General features: G+C 71.3%; 12 protein-coding genes. 9 read left to right on the plus strand and 3 right to left on the minus strand.

From position 1 onward, the window contains the following. On the plus strand, positions 1–1,347 hold a 1,347-nt coding region (locus ACTHNQ_RS03975; RefSeq protein WP_440331286.1), incomplete at its 5' end, for an MFS transporter. A gap of 62 nt (positions 1,348–1,409) precedes the next feature. Here the strand turns inward: ACTHNQ_RS03975 and ACTHNQ_RS03980 are convergent. Together ACTHNQ_RS03980 and ACTHNQ_RS03985 are read right to left on the minus strand one after the other, a co-directional pair. Next, positions 1,410–3,845, minus strand: coding sequence for a glycoside hydrolase family 2 TIM barrel-domain containing protein (locus tag ACTHNQ_RS03980; RefSeq protein ID WP_440331288.1), 2,436 nt, complete (start codon positions 3,843–3,845; stop codon positions 1,410–1,412). Further along, positions 3,842–4,615 (minus strand): TetR/AcrR family transcriptional regulator, encoded by a 774-nt coding sequence (locus tag ACTHNQ_RS03985; protein ID WP_440331290.1) that lies wholly within the window; start codon positions 4,613–4,615, stop codon positions 3,842–3,844. The genes ACTHNQ_RS03980 and ACTHNQ_RS03985 overlap by 4 nt, the downstream gene beginning before the upstream one ends. A gap of 196 nt (positions 4,616–4,811) precedes the next feature. Between ACTHNQ_RS03985 and ACTHNQ_RS03990 the strand changes: the two genes are divergently transcribed. The 8 genes from ACTHNQ_RS03990 to ACTHNQ_RS04025 all read left to right on the plus strand — a co-directional run bounded on the left by ACTHNQ_RS03990 (position 4,812) and on the right by ACTHNQ_RS04025 (position 17,086). After that, complete coding sequence (locus ACTHNQ_RS03990) at positions 4,812–6,344, plus strand: ABC transporter substrate-binding protein (protein ID WP_440331291.1); 1,533 nt, start codon at positions 4,812–4,814, stop codon at positions 6,342–6,344. Positions 6,345–6,408: 64 nt separating this feature from the next. Beyond that, on the plus strand, positions 6,409–7,350 hold the full coding sequence (locus tag ACTHNQ_RS03995) for an ABC transporter permease (protein WP_440331293.1): 942 nt from the start codon (positions 6,409–6,411) through the stop codon (positions 7,348–7,350). After that, the gene (locus ACTHNQ_RS04000; protein ID WP_440331295.1) at positions 7,347–9,224 is read left to right on the plus strand and encodes a dipeptide/oligopeptide/nickel ABC transporter permease/ATP-binding protein; all 1,878 of its coding nucleotides are present in this window, start codon (positions 7,347–7,349) and stop codon (positions 9,222–9,224) included. Before ACTHNQ_RS03995 ends, ACTHNQ_RS04000 begins: the two co-directional genes overlap by 4 nt. Next, complete coding sequence (locus tag ACTHNQ_RS04005; protein ID WP_440331297.1) at positions 9,221–10,069, plus strand: ATP-binding cassette domain-containing protein; 849 nt, start codon at positions 9,221–9,223, stop codon at positions 10,067–10,069. The genes ACTHNQ_RS04000 and ACTHNQ_RS04005 overlap by 4 nt, the downstream gene beginning before the upstream one ends. 86 nt (positions 10,070–10,155) lie before the next feature. After that, positions 10,156–12,600 (plus strand): glycoside hydrolase family 3 protein, encoded by a 2,445-nt coding sequence (locus ACTHNQ_RS04010; protein ID WP_440331299.1) that lies wholly within the window; start codon positions 10,156–10,158, stop codon positions 12,598–12,600. After that, positions 12,597–13,733, plus strand: a complete 1,137-nt coding sequence (locus ACTHNQ_RS04015) for a serine hydrolase domain-containing protein (protein WP_440331301.1) — start codon at positions 12,597–12,599, stop codon at positions 13,731–13,733. The genes ACTHNQ_RS04010 and ACTHNQ_RS04015 overlap by 4 nt, the downstream gene beginning before the upstream one ends. A 25-nt stretch (positions 13,734–13,758) precedes the next feature. Next, complete coding sequence (locus tag ACTHNQ_RS04020; RefSeq protein ID WP_440331304.1) at positions 13,759–15,282, plus strand: family 43 glycosylhydrolase; 1,524 nt, start codon at positions 13,759–13,761, stop codon at positions 15,280–15,282. A 43-nt stretch (positions 15,283–15,325) separates the two neighbouring features. Further along, entirely contained in the window at positions 15,326–17,086 is a 1,761-nt protein-coding gene (locus ACTHNQ_RS04025; RefSeq protein WP_440331306.1) for a DUF5605 domain-containing protein, read from the plus strand. Positions 17,087–17,143: 57 nt separating this feature from the next. On the opposite strand, the gene ACTHNQ_RS04030 is transcribed toward ACTHNQ_RS04025, so the two are convergent. Beyond that, positions 17,144–17,672: D-arabinono-1,4-lactone oxidase (locus tag ACTHNQ_RS04030; RefSeq protein ID WP_440331308.1), on the minus strand; the 529-nt coding region annotated here is incomplete at its 5' end.

The raw sequence follows: 17,672 nt of genomic DNA on the forward strand, positions 1-17,672 counted from the left end.
GCGATGTTCCGGTCGTTCTCGGCCTTCAACTACCGGGTCTGGTTCATCGGCGCGCTGGTGTCGAACATCGGCGCATGGATGCAGGCGACCGCCCTCAGCTGGGTGGTGCTCACCGAGCTCACCGACAACGACGCCGCAGCCATGGGCATCACGATGGCGCTGCAGTTCGCCCCGCCGCTGCTGCTCGTCGGGGTCACCGGCTGGGTCGCCGACAAGTTCGACCGTCGCCGGCTGCTGCTGCTGACGCAGAGCCTGCTGCTCGTGATCGGCGTCGTGATCGGCATCCTGCTCCTCGTCGGAGTCATGACGCTCCCCCTCATGTACGCCTTCGCGTTCGGGTTGGGGCTCGTGTCCGCGTTCGACAACCCGGCACGCCAGGCCTTCGTCTCGGACCTCGTCTCACGCGAGACCGCCTCGAACGCCGTCGCCCTCAACGCGGCCTCGTTCAACGGCGCCCGCATGATCGGCCCGGCCGTCGCCGGTGTCGTCATCGTCGCGATCGGGACGGGGTGGGTGTTCCTCGCGAACGGCATCACGTTCTGCGCCATGATCGTCGCACTCATGCTGATCCGCACCGACGAGCTCATCCCCCGCGTCAAGGGCTCCGGCGCCTCGAGACTGGCCGACGGCTTCCGGTACGTCGGGCGCCGCCCCGACCTCATGGTCACCTTCGCGATGGTGTTCCTCGTGGGCGCGTTCGGCATGAACTTCCCGATCTTCGCGTCGACCATGGCGCTCGAGTTCGGCCGCGAGGCGGACGGGTACGGACTGCTCAGCTCGATCCTCGCGATCGGGTCGCTCGCCGGCGCCCTGCTCGCCGCCCGCCGTGACCGCGCCCGCATCCGGGTCGTCATCATCGGCACCCTGATGTTCACGATCGCCTCGTCGGTCTCGGCGCTGATGCCCTCGTACTGGGCATATGCCGCGACGCTCATGTTCACCGGCTTCTCGGTCGTGACGATGCTGACCACGGCGAACGGGTATGTGCAGACGACGACGGATCCGGCCCTGCGCGGCCGAGTGCTCGCCCTGTACACCGCCATCCTCATGGGCGGCACGCCCATCGGGGCGCCCATCGTCGGCTGGGTGGCCGCGCAGTTCGGCCCGCGCACCGCGATCATGGTCGGCGCCGTCGCGGCGCTCATCGCCTTCGGCATCGGCGCCACCTGGCTCATCGTGTCGGGGCGCCTGCACCGTCACGAAGAGAAGCGGTTCCTGCTGACCCTCGACGAGACGCGCCCGCTGTCGATCGTCACCCCCGAGGAGTTCAGCGACGAGGTCGCCGGCACGACCGCGATCCCCGTGGTCTCCGACGACGACGTCCCCCGCGCCGCGAAGGCGAGCTGACGGGGCGACCGCTCACGAGTCGAGAGGATGCCGGCGGCCGCGGCCGCCGGCATCGCGGCGTCTCACGCGCCGAAGGTCAGCGGCACCCGCACGGGCGCGTAGCCCTCGGCGGTGACGAGCACCGTCGCGACCCCCGGACCGGTGGGCCGGACGATCGCCAGCGCGCGCCCGGCGTGCGTGGTGACGGAGGGACCGGCGAACGACTCCTCCGTGCGGATGCGCCCCGTGCCGAGCCCTGCGAGCTCCGCGTCGCCGTCGACCGTCACCGTGATCGTCGCGTCCGCGTCGCACGCCACGACACCGTCGGCGTCCGCGAGCGAGATGCCCACGAACGCGAGGCCGTCGGGCGCGACGTCGGCTCGCTCGGCCGTGGCGACCAGCGCGAGCTCGCCGGCCGTGCGCAGTCCGGTGCGGCCCACCTCCCGGCCGTCCGTCCGTGCGACCGCGACCAGCTCGCCGGGCCGGTACGCGGTCTCGAACCGGGCGCGGAACGCCTTCTCGTCGCCGACCCGCGCGACGCCCACCGAGACCCCGTCCCGCAGCAGCTCGATCTCGTCGGCGGCCGCATAGACGTCGACCGTGACCGGCGCGCCGGGTGCGGCATCCCACGTCCATGACGACACGGAGTCGTCCCACGACCACGGCGTCGTCGCGGTCGGACGGCCGTGATGGCGGGGCGGGTGGACGGCGATGTACGGGTCGGTGCGCAGCCCGAACACGATCTCGCGGTAGTACGACACCGGTCTGCGGTGCCCCGTGATGTCGAGGTCGCCGCAGCCGGCGAGCAGATGCGGGTACGGACCGGCGGTGCCCGTGGGCGTGTAGCCGGGCTCGTCGGTGTAGTCGACCCGGCCGATGCCGGCCTCGCCGAGGTAGTCCCAGCCCGTCCAGGTGAAGTCGCCGATCACATGCGGCAGCCGCTCGACGAGTTCCCACATGCGCTCGATGCGCGACGGGAACGTCTCGGACCCCACGATCACGCGGTGCGGGAACAGCTCGCGATCGAGCTCGTACCGCGACTCGGCGTAGTTGAATCCGACGACGTCGAGCACCGAGGCCGACTCCTCGGTCGAGGCGGCCACGAGCTCGGACGCGTTCGCTCGCGCCATCGTGTCGCCCATCGTCGCCATCATCGTGTTGGGATCGGATGCCTCGTCGGCCTGCGCCCCATCAACTGCCGCGATCTCGGCCATGCGGTCGAGGTTCGCGATGATGCCGTTGATCCCGTTCGTCACCAGGCGCGTGTCGTCGCGCGCGCGGACCGCCTCGGCGAGGCGCCGGCTCCACGCGGCGCCGGCAGGCGAGGCGAGCTCGAGGATCTCATTGCCGATCGAGTACATGATGACGCTCGGGTGGTTGAGATCCTTCGCGACGAGCGCGTCGACGTCGTGCCGCCATCGCTCGGCGAAACCGGGCGCGGCGTCGAACGCCACCTTCGACCGCGTCCAGGTGTCGGTGAGCTCGTCCATGACGTACACGCCGTGGCGGTCGCACGCGTCGAGCATCGCACGGCTCATCGGGTTGTGAGAGCTGCGGAGGGCGTTGAACCCGGCCTCCTTGAGCAGGCGCACCCGGCGGTCCTCGGCATCCGCGAACGTGGCGGCCCCCAGGGGGCCGCTGTCGTGGTGCACGCATGCGCCTCGCAGATTCACGGGCACGCCGTTGATGCGCAGGCCTCGCTCGGGGTCCACCTGGATGCGGCGGATGCCGAAGGCGGCGGCATCCCGGTCGAGGTCCTCGCCGCGCTCATCGGTGAGGATCGTCCGCACGAGGTGAAGCGCGGGGGCGGCGTCGCTCCAGAGCACCGGCGCCTCGACGGCGAGGCGGGCCCGGGCGATGGCGTCGGACCCCGGCAGGACCGTCACCGGCACCGAGTCGGCGACGAGTCCGACGCCGTCCGGGCCTTCGAGCGTCCATGCGACGCGGAGCGTCCGCGTGTGCCGCGAGCCGTTGCGCACCGTCGTGGCCAGCTGCACGACCGCGCGGTCTGCGTCGACGTCGGGGGTCGTCACGCGGGTGGCATCGAGCGGCAGGTGCACGGGATCGGCCACGACGAGATGCACCGGGCGATAGATGCCCGCACCGGAATACCACCGGCTGTCACGGTGTGCGCGGGCCTCCACCGTGAGCCGGTTGAGCTCGCCGTAGCGCAGGTACGGGTCGAGGACCGCCTCGAACGCGTTGTACCCGTTCGGCTCGTGCGCGACGGCATCCCCGTTGAGGAAGACGGCGGCGTCGCGGTACACGCCCTCGAACTCCACACGCACAGTCCGCCCGCGCCACCACTCGGGAACATCGAAGGTCTTGGCGTACTCGAACACGCCGCCGGGCACGTAGCCGGTGTGCACGCCCTGGTCGCTCGTCGCCGTGCGGGGCAGGTCGCGGACGGCGTCGTGCGGCAGTCGGACCGGCCGCGGGGCGGACTCGGCCGTGGCCGCCTCGAACGCGCCCAGCTTCGGCCCGACGGTCCAGCCGTCGAGCCAAGGCTCGCGGATCATGCGCCGTCTTCCGTCGCCTCGCCCGCGGAATGCCGCGGCGTCCCGGATGCCGCCACCGCGGGACCGCCGGCGGTCGCGGCGGAGTTCGCGTCCAGCACGTCGAGCACGTTCTCGAGCCCGACGAGGTCGTAGCCGCGGATGAGACTGCGGAAGCACTCGTGCATCGCCTCGGCCATGTCGGTGGACGTGCGGTCGAGCAGCCACTGCACCTGGAGGCCGTCCATCAGGGCGATCGTGGCGACCGCGGCCCGGGCGGGATCGACGCCGTCGATGAGGCGTCCCGCGGCGGCCGCACGCTCGAAGGAGCCCCTCACGCTCGAGCGGACGTACTCGTACCGGTTGATGAAGTACTCGTGGGCGGGATGGTCGGGAGAGGTGGCTTCGGCCGACAGCACGCAGTAGAGCTCGACGATGCCCGGGTTGTCCGCGTTGAAGCGCGCGAGCTCGGCGAGCGCGCGCAGCGCCTCGACACCGTCGGGCATGTCGAAGTCGACGCGGGAGCGCGACAGGTCGTCGCGGTGGTCGAGCAGCGCGAGCAGCAGCGCGCTCTTGCTGCGGAAGTGGTGCAGCAGACCGGCCTCGCTCATCCCCACGCGCTCGGCGACCTCGCGGAGCGACCCCGCCCGGTATCCGGACTGCGCGAACACCTCCAGGGCGGCGTCGAGGATCGCCGTGCGGGTCTCCTTCGACTTCGCGTACTCGCCGCGCGGCTTCCGCTCCTTCGTGGGAGCGTTCTCCTTCCGCGTGACGGCGGTCGTGGTGTCGGTCATCGTCTCACCGTATCCCCGGGTCGTCTCGCCACACAGCCTTCGTGCGCGCCGGGGTCCTTCCTCTCCGTTCTATAACGAATTCCTAGTAGTCGCTAGCTTTTTGTTTCAAAAACCTAGTGCTCGCTCGTAATTGCTGTTAGCGTCATCGGCCAGCAGGCGATCCACAGGGGCATCGCCACCTAGGAAGGGACCAAGGATGTTCCGTTGGAAGGCCACAGCAGCCACCATCGCGATCGCCGCGCTCGCCCTGACCGGCTGCGCCGGCGGCGGTGACGGCGGGTCGGGCTCGGGCGACTCCGGTCGCGCAGATCGGCTGACGCTCACGGCGATCGTCGCCCCGACGAGCTACGACATCGGCGCGGGCGCCGAGTACGGCAACCGCAGCCCGTTCTTCCAGGCGGTGTTCGACACGCTGCTGCAGAAGAACTCCTCGGGCGAGATCGAACCGTGGCTCGCGACCAAGTGGGAGTACAACGACGACAACACCGTGCTGACCCTCACGCTCCGCGACGACGTCGAGTTCACCGACGGCACCAAGCTCGACGCCGACGCCGTCGTCGCGAGCCTCGAGCGCTTCCGCGACGGCACCTCGCCGCAGGCCGCGACGTTCGCCGGCAAGGAGTTCGCCGCCGTCGACGCCACCACCGTGACCATCACGCAGTCCGCGCCCGATCCCTCGCTCATCAACCTTCTGTCGATCGCCCCCGGCCTCATCCAGGCGCCGTCGAGCTTCGACGACCCCGATTCGGCCACCGAGCCGGTCGGCTCGGGCCCCTACGTGCTCGACACCACGGCGAGCGTGACCGGCACGACGTACGTGTACACGGCCAACCCCGACTACTGGAACCCGGATGCCGTCAAGTACGACAACCTCACCATCAACGTCATCGACGACCCGACGGCGACGCTCAACGCCCTGAAGGCCGGCGAGGCCAACGGCGCCAAGATCGTCAACAACGACACGATCCCCGAGATCGAGGCCTCGGGCTGGACCATCGAGTCCAACGAGCTCGACTTCCAGGGCCTGCTCCTGTTCGACCGTGACGGCGCAATGGCGCCCGAGCTCGCCGACGTCAACGTGCGCAAGGCCATCAACATGGCCTTCGACCGCGAGGCGCTGCTGAAGGCGCTGCAGGCCGGCTACGGCACGGTCACCGAACAGGTGTTCCCGGCGACCTCGGTGGGCTACGACGAGTCGCTCGACAGCACGTACGAGTACGACCCCGAGGGCGCCAAGAAGCTCCTGGCCGAGGCGGGCTACCCGGACGGCTTCACGCTCAACATGATGTCGACCCCGGCGTTCCAGACGACGTTCGATCTGGTGGCCCAGCAGCTCGCCGACATCGGGATCACCGTGAACTACACCGACCCCGGCACCGGGAACTTCATCACCGACATGCTCGCACCGAAGTACCCGGCGACGTGGATGGCGCTGGAGCAGAACCCCGACTGGCAGCTGATCAACTTCATGATCGCCCCGGGCGCGACGTTCAACCCGTTCCACTCGCAGGACCCGCAGGTCGACGAGTACATCAGCACCATCCAGACGGGCACGAAGGACGAGGCCGAGCAGGCGACGAAGGACCTCAACGCCTGGATCGTCGACAACGCCTGGTTCGCGCCGTTCTTCCGGGTGCAGGGCACGTTCGCGACCGACGCGAACACGAACCTCGAGTTCTGGCCCACCAACGCCTACCCGTCGATCTTCGACTTCTCGCCGAAGAACTGAGACCTCGCCCCGCCCCGCGCACATCCGCGCGCGGGGCGGGGCGACACCACCCACGGGAAACGTCATGCTTGCATTCATCCTCCGGCGACTGCTGTCGGGCGTCGTGCTCATCGCGGTGATCTCGTTCCTCGCGTTCGTGCTCCTCTACATGGGCGGCGGCGACATCGCCCGCCGCATCCTGGGCGAGAACGCGACCGCCGAGACCGTCGCCAAGAAGACCGAGCAGCTCGGTCTCAACCAGCCGCTCCTGCAGCAGTACTGGAGCTGGCTCACCTCCGCTCTCACGGGCGATCTCGGCCGCAGCTGGTTCACCGGCGAGCTCGTGTCGGTCAGCGTCACCAACCGCCTGGCGGTCACCCTCTCGATCGTGATCGGCGCCACCCTGGTGTCGGCGATCCTCGCCGTCGTGCTGGGCGTGCTCGCCGCGCGTCGCGGCGGCTGGGTGGACGGCTCGGTCCAGGTGCTCTCGCTGGTCGGCTTCGCCATCCCCGGCTTCCTCATCGCACTCGGGCTCGTGCTCGTCTTCGCGATCAACCTCGGCTGGTTCAAGGCGACCGGGTACATCCCCATCTCGACGTCGTTCGCCGGCTGGCTCTCGTCCGTGACCCTGCCGATCATCGCCCTCTCGATCGGCGCGATCGCCACGGTCGCCCAGCAGGTGCGCGGCTCGGTCATCGACGCGATGTCGCGTGACTACGTCCGCACCCTCCGCTCACGCGGCATCAGCACGGCGTCGGTCGTGTACCGCCACGTGCTGCGCAACGCCGGCGGGCCCGCGCTCGCGGTGCTGGCCGTGCAGTTCATCGGCCTCCTGGGCGGCGCCGTCATCGTCGAGCAGGTGTTCGCGATCCCCGGGATGGGGCAGCTCACGGTGCGCGCGACGACGCTCGGCGACATCCCCGTCGTGATGGGCGTGGTGATCACGTTCGCGATCATCGTCGTCATCGTCAACCTCCTCATCGACCTCGCCCAGGCGGCGCTGAACCCGAAGGTGCGACTCTCATGACCGCCATCGACGTCCCCCTCGACGTGCCGGTCGCGCCGGTGCGCGTCTCTCTCTGGCGGCGCCTGCTGCGCCGGCCGCTCGGCCTCGCCTCGCTGCTCTTCCTCGTCCTGCTCGCGATCATCGCCATCATCGGCCCGGCGATCGCCCCGCAGGATCCGAACTACGCCGACATCCGCAACGTGCTCGCGCCGCCGAGCGCAGCGCACCTGCTCGGCACCGACGGCAGCGGTCGCGACGTGTTCTCGCGGCTGCTGGCGGCGACGCAGACCACGGTTGCCGCGGCCCTGCTCGCGCTCGTGGTCGCCCTCGTGCTCGGCGTGATCAGCGGTCTGATCGCCGGCTACTACCAGGGGTGGTTCAACAGCACGGCCACGTGGGTGACCGAGCTGAACATGGCCCTCCCCGGCATCGTGGTGCTGCTGGCCGCGCGCGCCGTGCTCGGCCCGTCGGTGTGGATCTCGATGTTCATCTTCGGCATCCTGCTCGCCCCGGCGTTCTACCGGCTGGTGTACGCGTCTGTGACCGCGGTGAGGTCCGAGCTGTACGTGGACGCGGCCCGGGTGTCGGGCCTCAGCGACACGCGGATCATCGGCCGGCACGTGCTGTCGGTCGTACGGGCGCCGATCATCATCCAGTCCGCGATCATCGCGGGCATCGCCATCGCGATCCAGTCCGGTCTGGAGTTCCTGGGACTCGGCGACGTCGCGGTCCCCACGTGGGGCCAGATGCTCAACGACGGCTTCAAGAACATCTACAAGGAGCCTCTTCTGATGCTCTGGCCGTCGCTGGCGATCGCGCTGACGTGCATCGCGCTGACGCTCCTCGCGAACGTCATGCGCGACGAGCTGGAGCGCACGGTGTCGGTGCGCCGCAAGCGGCGCCGCGCCGTCGCGACGGCGACGGGCTCGGTGGCCGCGGTGACGACCTCGGTCGCGCTCGGCGGCGGCGACATCGTCGACCTCGACGAGCAGCCGATCTACGAGAGCGCCGGCGTCATCGTCCACCAGGACGACGCGCGCAGCAAGGCGACCGAGAAGGTGCTCGAGGTGCGCGACCTGCACGTCGGCTACGACCAGCCCGACGGCTCGCACATCGAGGTGGTCCACGGGGTGTCGCTCGACATCCGCAAGGGCGAGGTGCACGGCCTCATCGGCGAATCGGGCTCGGGCAAGAGCCAGACCGCGTTCGCGGTGCTGGGGCTCCTCCCCCGCGGTGGGCACGTGACCTCGGGCTCGATCCGCTACGAGGGCACCGAGCTCGCCGACGCCTCCGACCGCACGTACGCCGGCATCCGCGGCACGCGCATCGGGTACATCCCGCAGGAGCCGATGTCGAACCTCGATCCGTCGTTCACCATCGGCAGCCAGCTCGTCGAGCCGCTGCGCAAGACGCTCGGGCTGTCGAAGAAGGACGCCACGCAGCGTTCGCTCGACCTGCTCGCCCGCGTCGGCATCCCGAACCCGAAGCGCACCTTCGACGCGTACCCGTTCGAGGTGTCGGGCGGCATGGCGCAGCGCGTGCTGATCGCCGGTGCGGTCTCGACCGACCCCGACCTCATCATCGCCGACGAGCCGACCACGGCCCTCGACGTGACGGTGCAGGCCGAGGTGCTCGATCTGCTGCGCGACCTGCAGGCCGAACGTCACATGGCGATGCTCCTGGTCACGCACAACTTCGGCGTCGTCGCGGACCTGTGCGACCGCGTGACGGTCATGCAGAGCGGTCTGTTCGTCGAGCAGGGTCCCGTGCGTGCGATCTTCCACGACGCGCAGCATCCGTACACCAAGTCGCTGCTGGAGGCGATCCTCGACGAGGGTCCCGCCCGCGGCCCGCTGGCCGGATCCCCGGTCGTCGCGAAGGGAGCGCAAGCATGAGCGCGCCGCTGTTGGAGGTCAAGGACCTCGTGGTCGAATACCCCGGCAAGGGCTTCCGCGCCGAGCCGTTCCGGGCGCTGAAGGGCGTCTCGCTCGACATCCTCCCCGGAGAGACGGTGGGACTGGTCGGCGAGTCCGGCTCGGGCAAGACCACGCTCGGCCGGGCGGCGCTCGGGCTCGCGCCGGTCACAGAGGGGACGATCAACTACGACGGCCGCGACATCTCCCGACTGGGGCGCGGCGAGCGCCGCAGCCTCAGCTCCGAGATCCAGGTCGTGTTCCAGGACCCGTACTCGTCGCTGAACCCGTCGATGACCGTGGAGCAGATCCTCACCGAGCCGCTGACGGCGGCGGGAGTGGCATCCGCCGAGGCGAAGACGCGCGTGCGCGATCTGCTCGACCAGGTCGGCCTGCCGGCGGACGCCCGCGGGCGGCTGCCGCGCGAGTTATCGGGCGGGCAGCGGCAGCGCGTCGCGATCGCGCGGGCGCTCGCCCAGCAGCCCCGGCTCATCGTGTGCGACGAGCCCGTGTCGGCCCTCGACCTCTCGACGCAGGCCCGCGTGCTCGACCTGTTCATCGAGATTCAGGACCGCACCGGCGTCGCGTACCTGTTCGTGACGCACGACCTCGCGGTGGTGCGCCACATCAGCCATCGGGTGGCCGTGATGTACCGGGGCGAGATCGTCGAGACCGGCGACGCCGATCAGGTCACGGCGCACCCCGAGCACCCGTACACGCAGCGCCTGTTCATGGCCGCGCCGGTGCCGGATCCCGACAAGCAGGAGGAGCGACGCATCGCCCGTCGCGTCCTCCTCGACGCCGAGGCGGCCGTCAGCGCCGCTTGACAGACCGGATGCCGCGACCCGGCCCGTCCCGTGGGTGGCGGGTCGCGGCATCCGATACGAACGCCCCTCTGAGACGGAAGACCCCCATGACCGACACCGCCGTACACCCCGCCGCCGTGCGGCACCTCGTGCCGCTGCTGGAGCGCCTCACGCTGGAGCAGAAGGCCTCCCTCGTGCAGGGCGCGGACTTCTGGACCACCGTGCCGCTGCCCGAGATCGGGCTCCGTGCCATGACGCTGTCGGACGGTCCGGCCGGCGTCCGCGGTCCGCGGTGGGACGAGCGCGAGCCGTCGTTGAACCTGCCGTCGGGCTCCGCACTCGCAGCGTCGTGGGACGTCGATCTCGCGTACCGGTACGGGGCGGCCGCGGCATCCGAGGCCCGTCGCAAGGGCGTGGACGTCGTGCTCGGACCGACGATCAACCTGCACCGCTCGCCGCTGGGCGGCCGGCACTTCGAGTGCTTCAGCGAGGACCCGGAGCTGACCTCGGAGCTCGCCACCGCCTACGTGCGCGGCCTGCAGGACAACGGGGTCGCCGCCTGTCCCAAGCACTACGTGGCCAACGACTCCGAGACCGACCGCTTCACCGTCGACGTCCGCGTGGACGAACGGGCGCTGCGCGAGCTGTACCTGGCGCCCTTCGAGCGCGCGGTCGCGCAGGCCGGCGCCTGGACGATCATGAGCGCCTACAACGCCGTCGACGGCGTCACGATGACCGAGAACGACCTGCTCGAGACGCCGCTCAACAGCGAGTGGGGCTTCGACGGCGCCGTCATCAGCGACTGGACGGCGGTGCGCTCGCTCAATTCCGTTGCGGCGTCGCAGGATCTCGCGATGCCCGGGCCGGCGCCCGCGTGGGCGGGCCTGGCCGACGCGGTCCGCGACGGACGTCTGGCGGAGGCCGACCTCGACCGCAAGGTGCTGCGGCTGCTGCTGCTCGCCGAGCGCGTGGGCGCCCTCGGCGAATCGGTGCCGCTGACGCCGGCCGACCTCGACGGATCCGCCTTCGCTCGCGCGGCGGCGATCGAGGGCACGGTGCTGCTGCGCAACGACGGCGTGCTGCCGCTCGTGCCCGCGGCGCTCGACCGCGTGGCGGTCATCGGCCAGAACGCCCGGGAGGCGCGCACGCAGGGGGGCGGGAGCGCCACGGTGATCCCCGAAGCCGTCGTGTCGCCGCTGGACGCATTCCGCTCGGCTCTCCCCGATGCCGACGTGCGCTTCGCGCTCGGCGCGGTGGTGCAGGAGGGCGTGTCCGAGATCCCCCTCGATCAGCTCACCAACCCCGCCACGGGCGAGGCCGGCCTGCGCGTCGCGTTCTTCGACGCCGACGGCACCGAGCTGTTCGCCGAGAACCGCCGCTCGACGGCGCTGGTGTGGTTCGGCGGCGACGCGCCCATCGCGGCGAGCGCGACGGTCGTCTACGAGACCGTCTACACGCCGTCCGAGACCGGCGACATCGAGCTCGGATTCGCCGGCGCCAACCCGGGCCGCCTGTTCGTGGACGACGTGCTCGTGCTCGACGACTCCCCCGTCATCGAGGGCACCGACCTCGGCGCCGCGTTCCTCAACCCGCCGTCGATCACCGCGACCGTGCACGTCGAGGCCGGGCGGCCGACCGCGCTGCGGGTCGAGTTCGCCCGCGCCGACGTCGGCGCACTGTCGGGCGCGCTCAGCGCGACCCTCGGCATCGCGCCCGAGCGCACCGACCCCGACGAGCTCATCGCGCGCGCCGCGGCGGAGGCCGCGGCGTCCGACATCGCCGTCGTCGTGGTCGGCACGAACTCGAAGGTCGAGTCCGAGGGCTACGACCGGACGAGCCTGGATCTTCCTGGCCGCCAGGACGACCTCGTGCGCGCCGTCGTCGCCACCGGCACGCCCACGATCGTCGTCGTCAACGCCGGCTCCCCGGTCGTGCTGCCGTGGGCGGGCGAGGTCGGCGCCGTCGTGCAGGGCTACTTCGGCGGCCAGGAGTTCGGCCACGCGATCGCCGATGTGCTCACGGGCGCCGCGGAGCCCGGCGGACGTCTCCCGACGACGTGGCCGGCGTCGCTCGCCGATGTCCCGGTGACGGACGTCACGCCGCAGGGCGGCCGCCTCGACTACCGCGAGGGGCTGCACATCGGCTACCGCGCGTGGCTGCGGGACGTGGATGCCCCGGCCCCCGCCTTCCCGTTCGGCCACGGCCTCGGGTACACGACGTGGGCGTGGGGCGCGGCGCAGCGGATGGGCGACACGGTCGAGGTCACGCTCGAGAACATCGGCGAACGAGCGGGCAAGCAGGTCGTGCAGGTCTACGCCGAGCGCGCCGATTCGACGGTGGAGCGTCCGGCGCGCTGGCTCGTCGGGTTCGCCACCGTGCGTGCGGACGCCGGCCAGAGCGTCACCGCGACGGTCCCGGTGCCGCCGCGGCGCCTCGCGCACTGGGCCGGCGAGTGGGTCGTCGAGCCCGGCGAGTACACACTGCGTATCGGCGGGTCGGTGGCCGACCTGCCGCTCGCACTGGCATGGCACTCCGAAGGAGCCTCCGAATGACCGTCGCCCTGCTCACCACCCCGCACCTGCGGGGCACCGCCGACGAGCGCCTCGACGACATCGTCGCGCGCCTCGACGTCTCCCTCGCCGCCGACCCCGATCTGTCGTTCCAGGTCGCCGCCTTCCACCGCGGCGTGCCCGTGCTCGACGCGTGGGGCGGACCGCACCTCGCCGAGGACTCCGTCATGGTGCCGTACTCGGTGACCAAGAACACGATCGGCCTGTCGATCGGTCTGCTTGTCGAGCGAGGCGAACTCGACCTCGACGAACGGGTGTCGCACTACTGGCCCGAGTTCGCCGCCAAGGGCAAGCTCCGCCTGACGGTGCGCCAACTGCTGTCGCACCAGGCGGGGCTGCCCCAGGCCACGCCGCCGCTGCGATGGGACGAGCTGCTCGACCACCACGCCGCCGCGCGACGGCTGGCAGAGAGCGCCCCGTTCTGGTTCCCGGGCAGCGCCTTCGGCTATCACGCCATCACGATCGGCAACCTGGCCGCCGAGCTGGTGTTCCGCGTGACCGGCCGCACGCTGCACGAGTTCTACGAGACCGAGATCCGCGTGCCGCACGGCGTCGACTTCCACCTCGGCCTGCCCGCGGCCGAGGATCACCGCCGCGTGCCGGTGCTCCCGATGATCCGCCCGGTGTCGGACGCTTCGGCACCCTCGTTCTCGGCGCTCGGCCCGGTCGTCTTCGCGATGGGCGGCGACCCGGTCGACATCGGCAACGACGAGGTGAGCTGGCGCTACGGACACCCGGCGGGTTCGGGCACCGGCACCGCGAGGGGTCTTGCCAGGCTGCTGGCGGCGGCGGTCACGGGCGTCGACGGCGCCGCGCCGTTCCTCAGCGCCGACACCGTCGAGCAGATCGGCCAGCAGCAGGTCCGCGGCTACGACGAGGTGCTGCACCAGCACGACCGCGCGCACGCGATCGTCTTCCAGAAGCCCTCTCAACAGCTCGCCTTCGGCGGCCCGCGCGCGTTCGGCCACGACGGGGCCCTCGGCGCCCTGGCCTGCGTCGACCCGGACTCGGGGGTGGCCTTCGCGTGGACGATCGCCCGCGGCCCGTGGCCTGGCGGCGCAGATCCTCGCGCGGTGGCGCTGGCCCGCGAGCTCGGTGCGCTGCTCTCGTCCTGACCTGTCCTAACTCCCGGAGATCCCCGTGACCACGCTGTACAACCCGCTGCTGAACGGGTTCCACCCCGACCCGAGCGTCGTCGAGGTCGACGGCGCGTACTACCTCGCCACGTCGACGTTCGAGTATCTGCCCGGCATCCCGATCCACCGCTCGACGGACTTCGAGACCTGGGAGCTCATCGGCCACGTCGCGACGCGGCCCGGCCAGCTGGGCGTCGAAGACGTGCCCACGGGCGGCGGCGCCTGGGCGCCGACGATCCGCCACCACGACGGCGTGTTCCACCTCGTGATCACCGACGCGATGGGCCGCGGCATGCTGCACTTCACCGCCGCCGACGCCGCGGGACCGTGGAGTAACGGCGACCTGCTGCTCAAGGCCGACGGCACGGGCACCGTCGAGGGCATCGACCCCGACATCGCGTGGGACTCCGCCGGCACCTGCTACGTCACCTTCTCGGGCCTGCAGCTGACCGGCGCGCTGAATCCCAACCAGCCCGCGCACCTGGGCATCCAGCAGGTGCGGGTGGATCTGGCGACACATCGGGCGCTCGAGGAGCCCCGCTCGCTGTGGTCCGGCACGGGGCTGATGTTCCCCGAGGCGCCGCACCTCTACGAGGTCGACGGCGCGTGGTACCTCATGATCGCCGAGGGCGGCACCGAGCGGGGTCACTCGATCTCGATCGCCCGCGGCGACTCCCCCGAGGGCCCGTTCACCGGCGCTCCGGGAAACCCGCTGGTCTCGGCGCGGTCCACGCCGCGCCCGATCCAGAACACCGGGCACGGCGACCTCGTCCTCGGCCCCGGCGGGCGATGGCTGTGCGTGCTGCTGGGCGTCCGACCCCGCAGCGGCACGCGCGCGTTCTCGGCGCTGGGCCGCGAGACCTTCGTCACACCCGTGACGTGGCACGACGGCTGGCCCGCCATCGCTCCCGTCGAGCGCAACCCGCGCCCCGGCACGCGCGTCGAGGTGGCGTTCGCGTCCGACGAGCCGCTCGACCCCGAATGGGTCGGCATCCGCCGCCTGCCCGCCGAGATCGCCGACCTCGACGCGCGCGACGGCGCGCTCGTGCTGCACGCCGACGGCACCACCCTCTCCGACTCGCGGCCGGTGTTCGTCGGCCGCCGTCAGGAGCACCTGAACAACGCGGTCACCGTGCGCGTCGACGTGAGCGCCGGCGTCGGCGGACTGGCCGTGCGCTACGACGAGGGCTTCCACCTCGAGATCGAGGCGGGCGCGGGCGCCGTCACCGCGCGGGCGTGCCTGAGCGGGCTCCGCCAGGAGTGGAGCAGCCCCCTGCAGGGGGATGTCGTCGACCTGCATCTCGAGTCCGTCACCCCCGGCCCCGGCCGGCGCATGGTCTCGACGAGCGACGTGTTCCACCTCGGGTTCACCCCCGCCGGAGGCGAGCGCATCGAGCTCGCCCAGGTCGACGGTCGCTTCCTGTCCTCCGAGGTGGCGGAGTCCTTCACTGGTCGCGTCATCGGCGTGTACGCCGTGCAGGGCGACGTCGCCGTGCTGGGCTGGGTCGCCGAAGGCGACGACGACTGACACCCCTCTTCTCACACTTCTGACACCGACCGGAAGGAACCCCGTGTTCGACCGCGCCTCCACCTTCGGCGACACCCTCGACAGCCCCGCCGGCCGCGCCGTGCTCGAGACCCACCTGCCCGGCATCGCCGCCTCGCCCATGGCGGCGCAGTTCCGCGGCGCGCGGCTCGGGCAGCTCGTCGCGCTCGTGCCCGCGCTCGAAGACCCCGCCGCGCAGGAGCTGCTGTGGGAGGCCCTCGCCGCCGTCCAGGACGGCGACGACGACCGCGTCCCGTACCCGCCTGCCATCGCGCCGGACCCCGCGTACGAGGGCGAGGAGGTGGCGCGGGGTGCGGCATCCCTCGTCCTTCCGCAGCCGACCGCGCAGTGGGATGTGCTCGAGATCCGGGTCGAGGGGCCGAGCCACGGCAACCCGTTCGTCGACGTCGAGCTCGACGCCGTGTTCACGCGGCCCGACGGCACCGAGGTGCGGGTCGGCGGCTTCTACGACGGTGACGGCGTGTACGTCGTGCGCGCCCTGGCCGACGCCGAGGGCGAGTGGCGCTTCGTCACCCGCTCGACGGCGCGCTCGCTCGACGGCCTGTCGGGCACCGGCGTCGTGACAGCGGCCCGCGAGGGGGCGCACGGTCCGGTGCGGGTCGACGGGTTCCACTTCCGTCACGCCGACGGCACCCGGCACCTTCCACTCGGCACGACGGCGTATGCGTGGACGCACCAGGGCGACGAGCTGCAGGAGCAGACGCTGCAGACGCTCGCCGCGGCGCCGTTCACCAAGATCCGGATGTGCGTGTTCCCCAAGTCGTACCTCTTCAACGCGAACGAGCCGGCGGACTTCGTGTTCCCCGGATCGCTCGCGGACGGCTTCGACCTGGAGCGGTTCGACCCCGCGCACTTCCGGCGTCTCGAGCAGCGCATCGTGCAGCTGGGCGCGCTCGGCATCGAGGCCGACCTGATCCTCTTCCACGCATACGACCGATGGGGCTTCGCGGACCTCGGCCCGGCCGTCGACGAGCGTTACCTGCGCTACGTCGTGCGCCGCCTCGCCGCGTTCTCGAACGTGTGGTGGTCGATGGCCAACGAGTACGACCTGCTGTGGTCGAAGAGCGGCGCCGACTGGGAGCGGCTCGCGGCGGTCGTCGGCGAGGAGGACCCCTTCGGCCACCTCAACTCGATCCACAACTGCCGTCCGTTCTACGACTACTCGCGACCGTGGATCACGCACGTCAGCATCCAGCGCGTCGACGTGTACCGCACCGCCGAGAACACCGACGAATGGCGTGAGCGGTGGGGCAAGCCCGTCGTGATCGACGAATGCGCGTACGAGGGCGACATCGACCAGGGCTGGGGCAACATCACCGGCGAAGAGATGGTGCGCCGCTTCTGGGAGGGCGCGGTGCGCGGCGGGTACGTGGGCCACGGCGAGACCTACCTGCCCTCGGCGCACGGCCGCGATGACGAGGTGCTGTGGTGGTCGAAGGGAGGGATGCTGCACGGCACGTCGCCCGACCGCATCCGCTTTCTCGAGCAGCTGCAGTCCGGAGCGCCCGACGGCGTGTGGGACCCGCTGCCGTCGGACTGGGACGTGCCGTGGGGCGGCACCGACACCCACCGCGTCGGCTACTTCGGCTTCAACCGGCCCCGCTTCCGCAACCTCGTGCTCCCCGACGGCGAATGGACCGTCGACGTCATCGACACGTGGAACATGACCGTCGACCGCGTGCCCGGCACCCACCGGGCGACGCTGCGCGTCGAGCTGCCCGGCCGTCAGTTCATGGCCGTCCGCGCGATCCGGGTCGGAGACTGACGCCATCCGGAGAGGGATGCCGGCGGCGCGGCCGCCGGCATCCCTCGCCCGAAGCTGTCAGCGCGCCTCGCGCACGCCCACGCGCTCGAGGTGGGCGTTGACGAACCGGCCCTCCGGGTCGAGGCGCTCGAAGACGGCGCGCGCGTCGGCGAGACGCGGGTGCACGCGCTCGATCGCGGCACGGTCGAAGCCATGCACCTTGCCCCAGTGCGGACGGGCGCCGAAGGGCTCGAGCGCCGCCTCGATGCGCGCGACCGCGGCCGCGACGTCGTCGGGGTGGTTGTACCAGGTGAAGTGGATGATCGCCGTGTCGCGGCCGTACGCGGGGCTCAGCCAGAGCCCGTCGGCGGCGGCGGTGCGCAGCTCGGTCCAGATGAGGTGGGGACGGATGCCTTCGGCCAGGGCGCGCACGGCGTCCAGCGCCGCGGCGGCATCGGCCCGGTCGACGAAGTACTCCGTCTGGATCTCGTCGCCGAACGAGGGCTGCGCGTCCAGGCGGAAGTGCGGCAGGCGCAGAAGCCACGGTCCGGGGACGCCGCCGATCTCGGTGGCGTTGTCGCCGTCCTCGAACGGCGACACCTCGCCG

Source organism: Microbacterium sp. (assembly GCF_051953575.1).
Classification (GTDB): Bacteria; Actinomycetota; Actinomycetes; order Actinomycetales; family Microbacteriaceae; genus Microbacterium.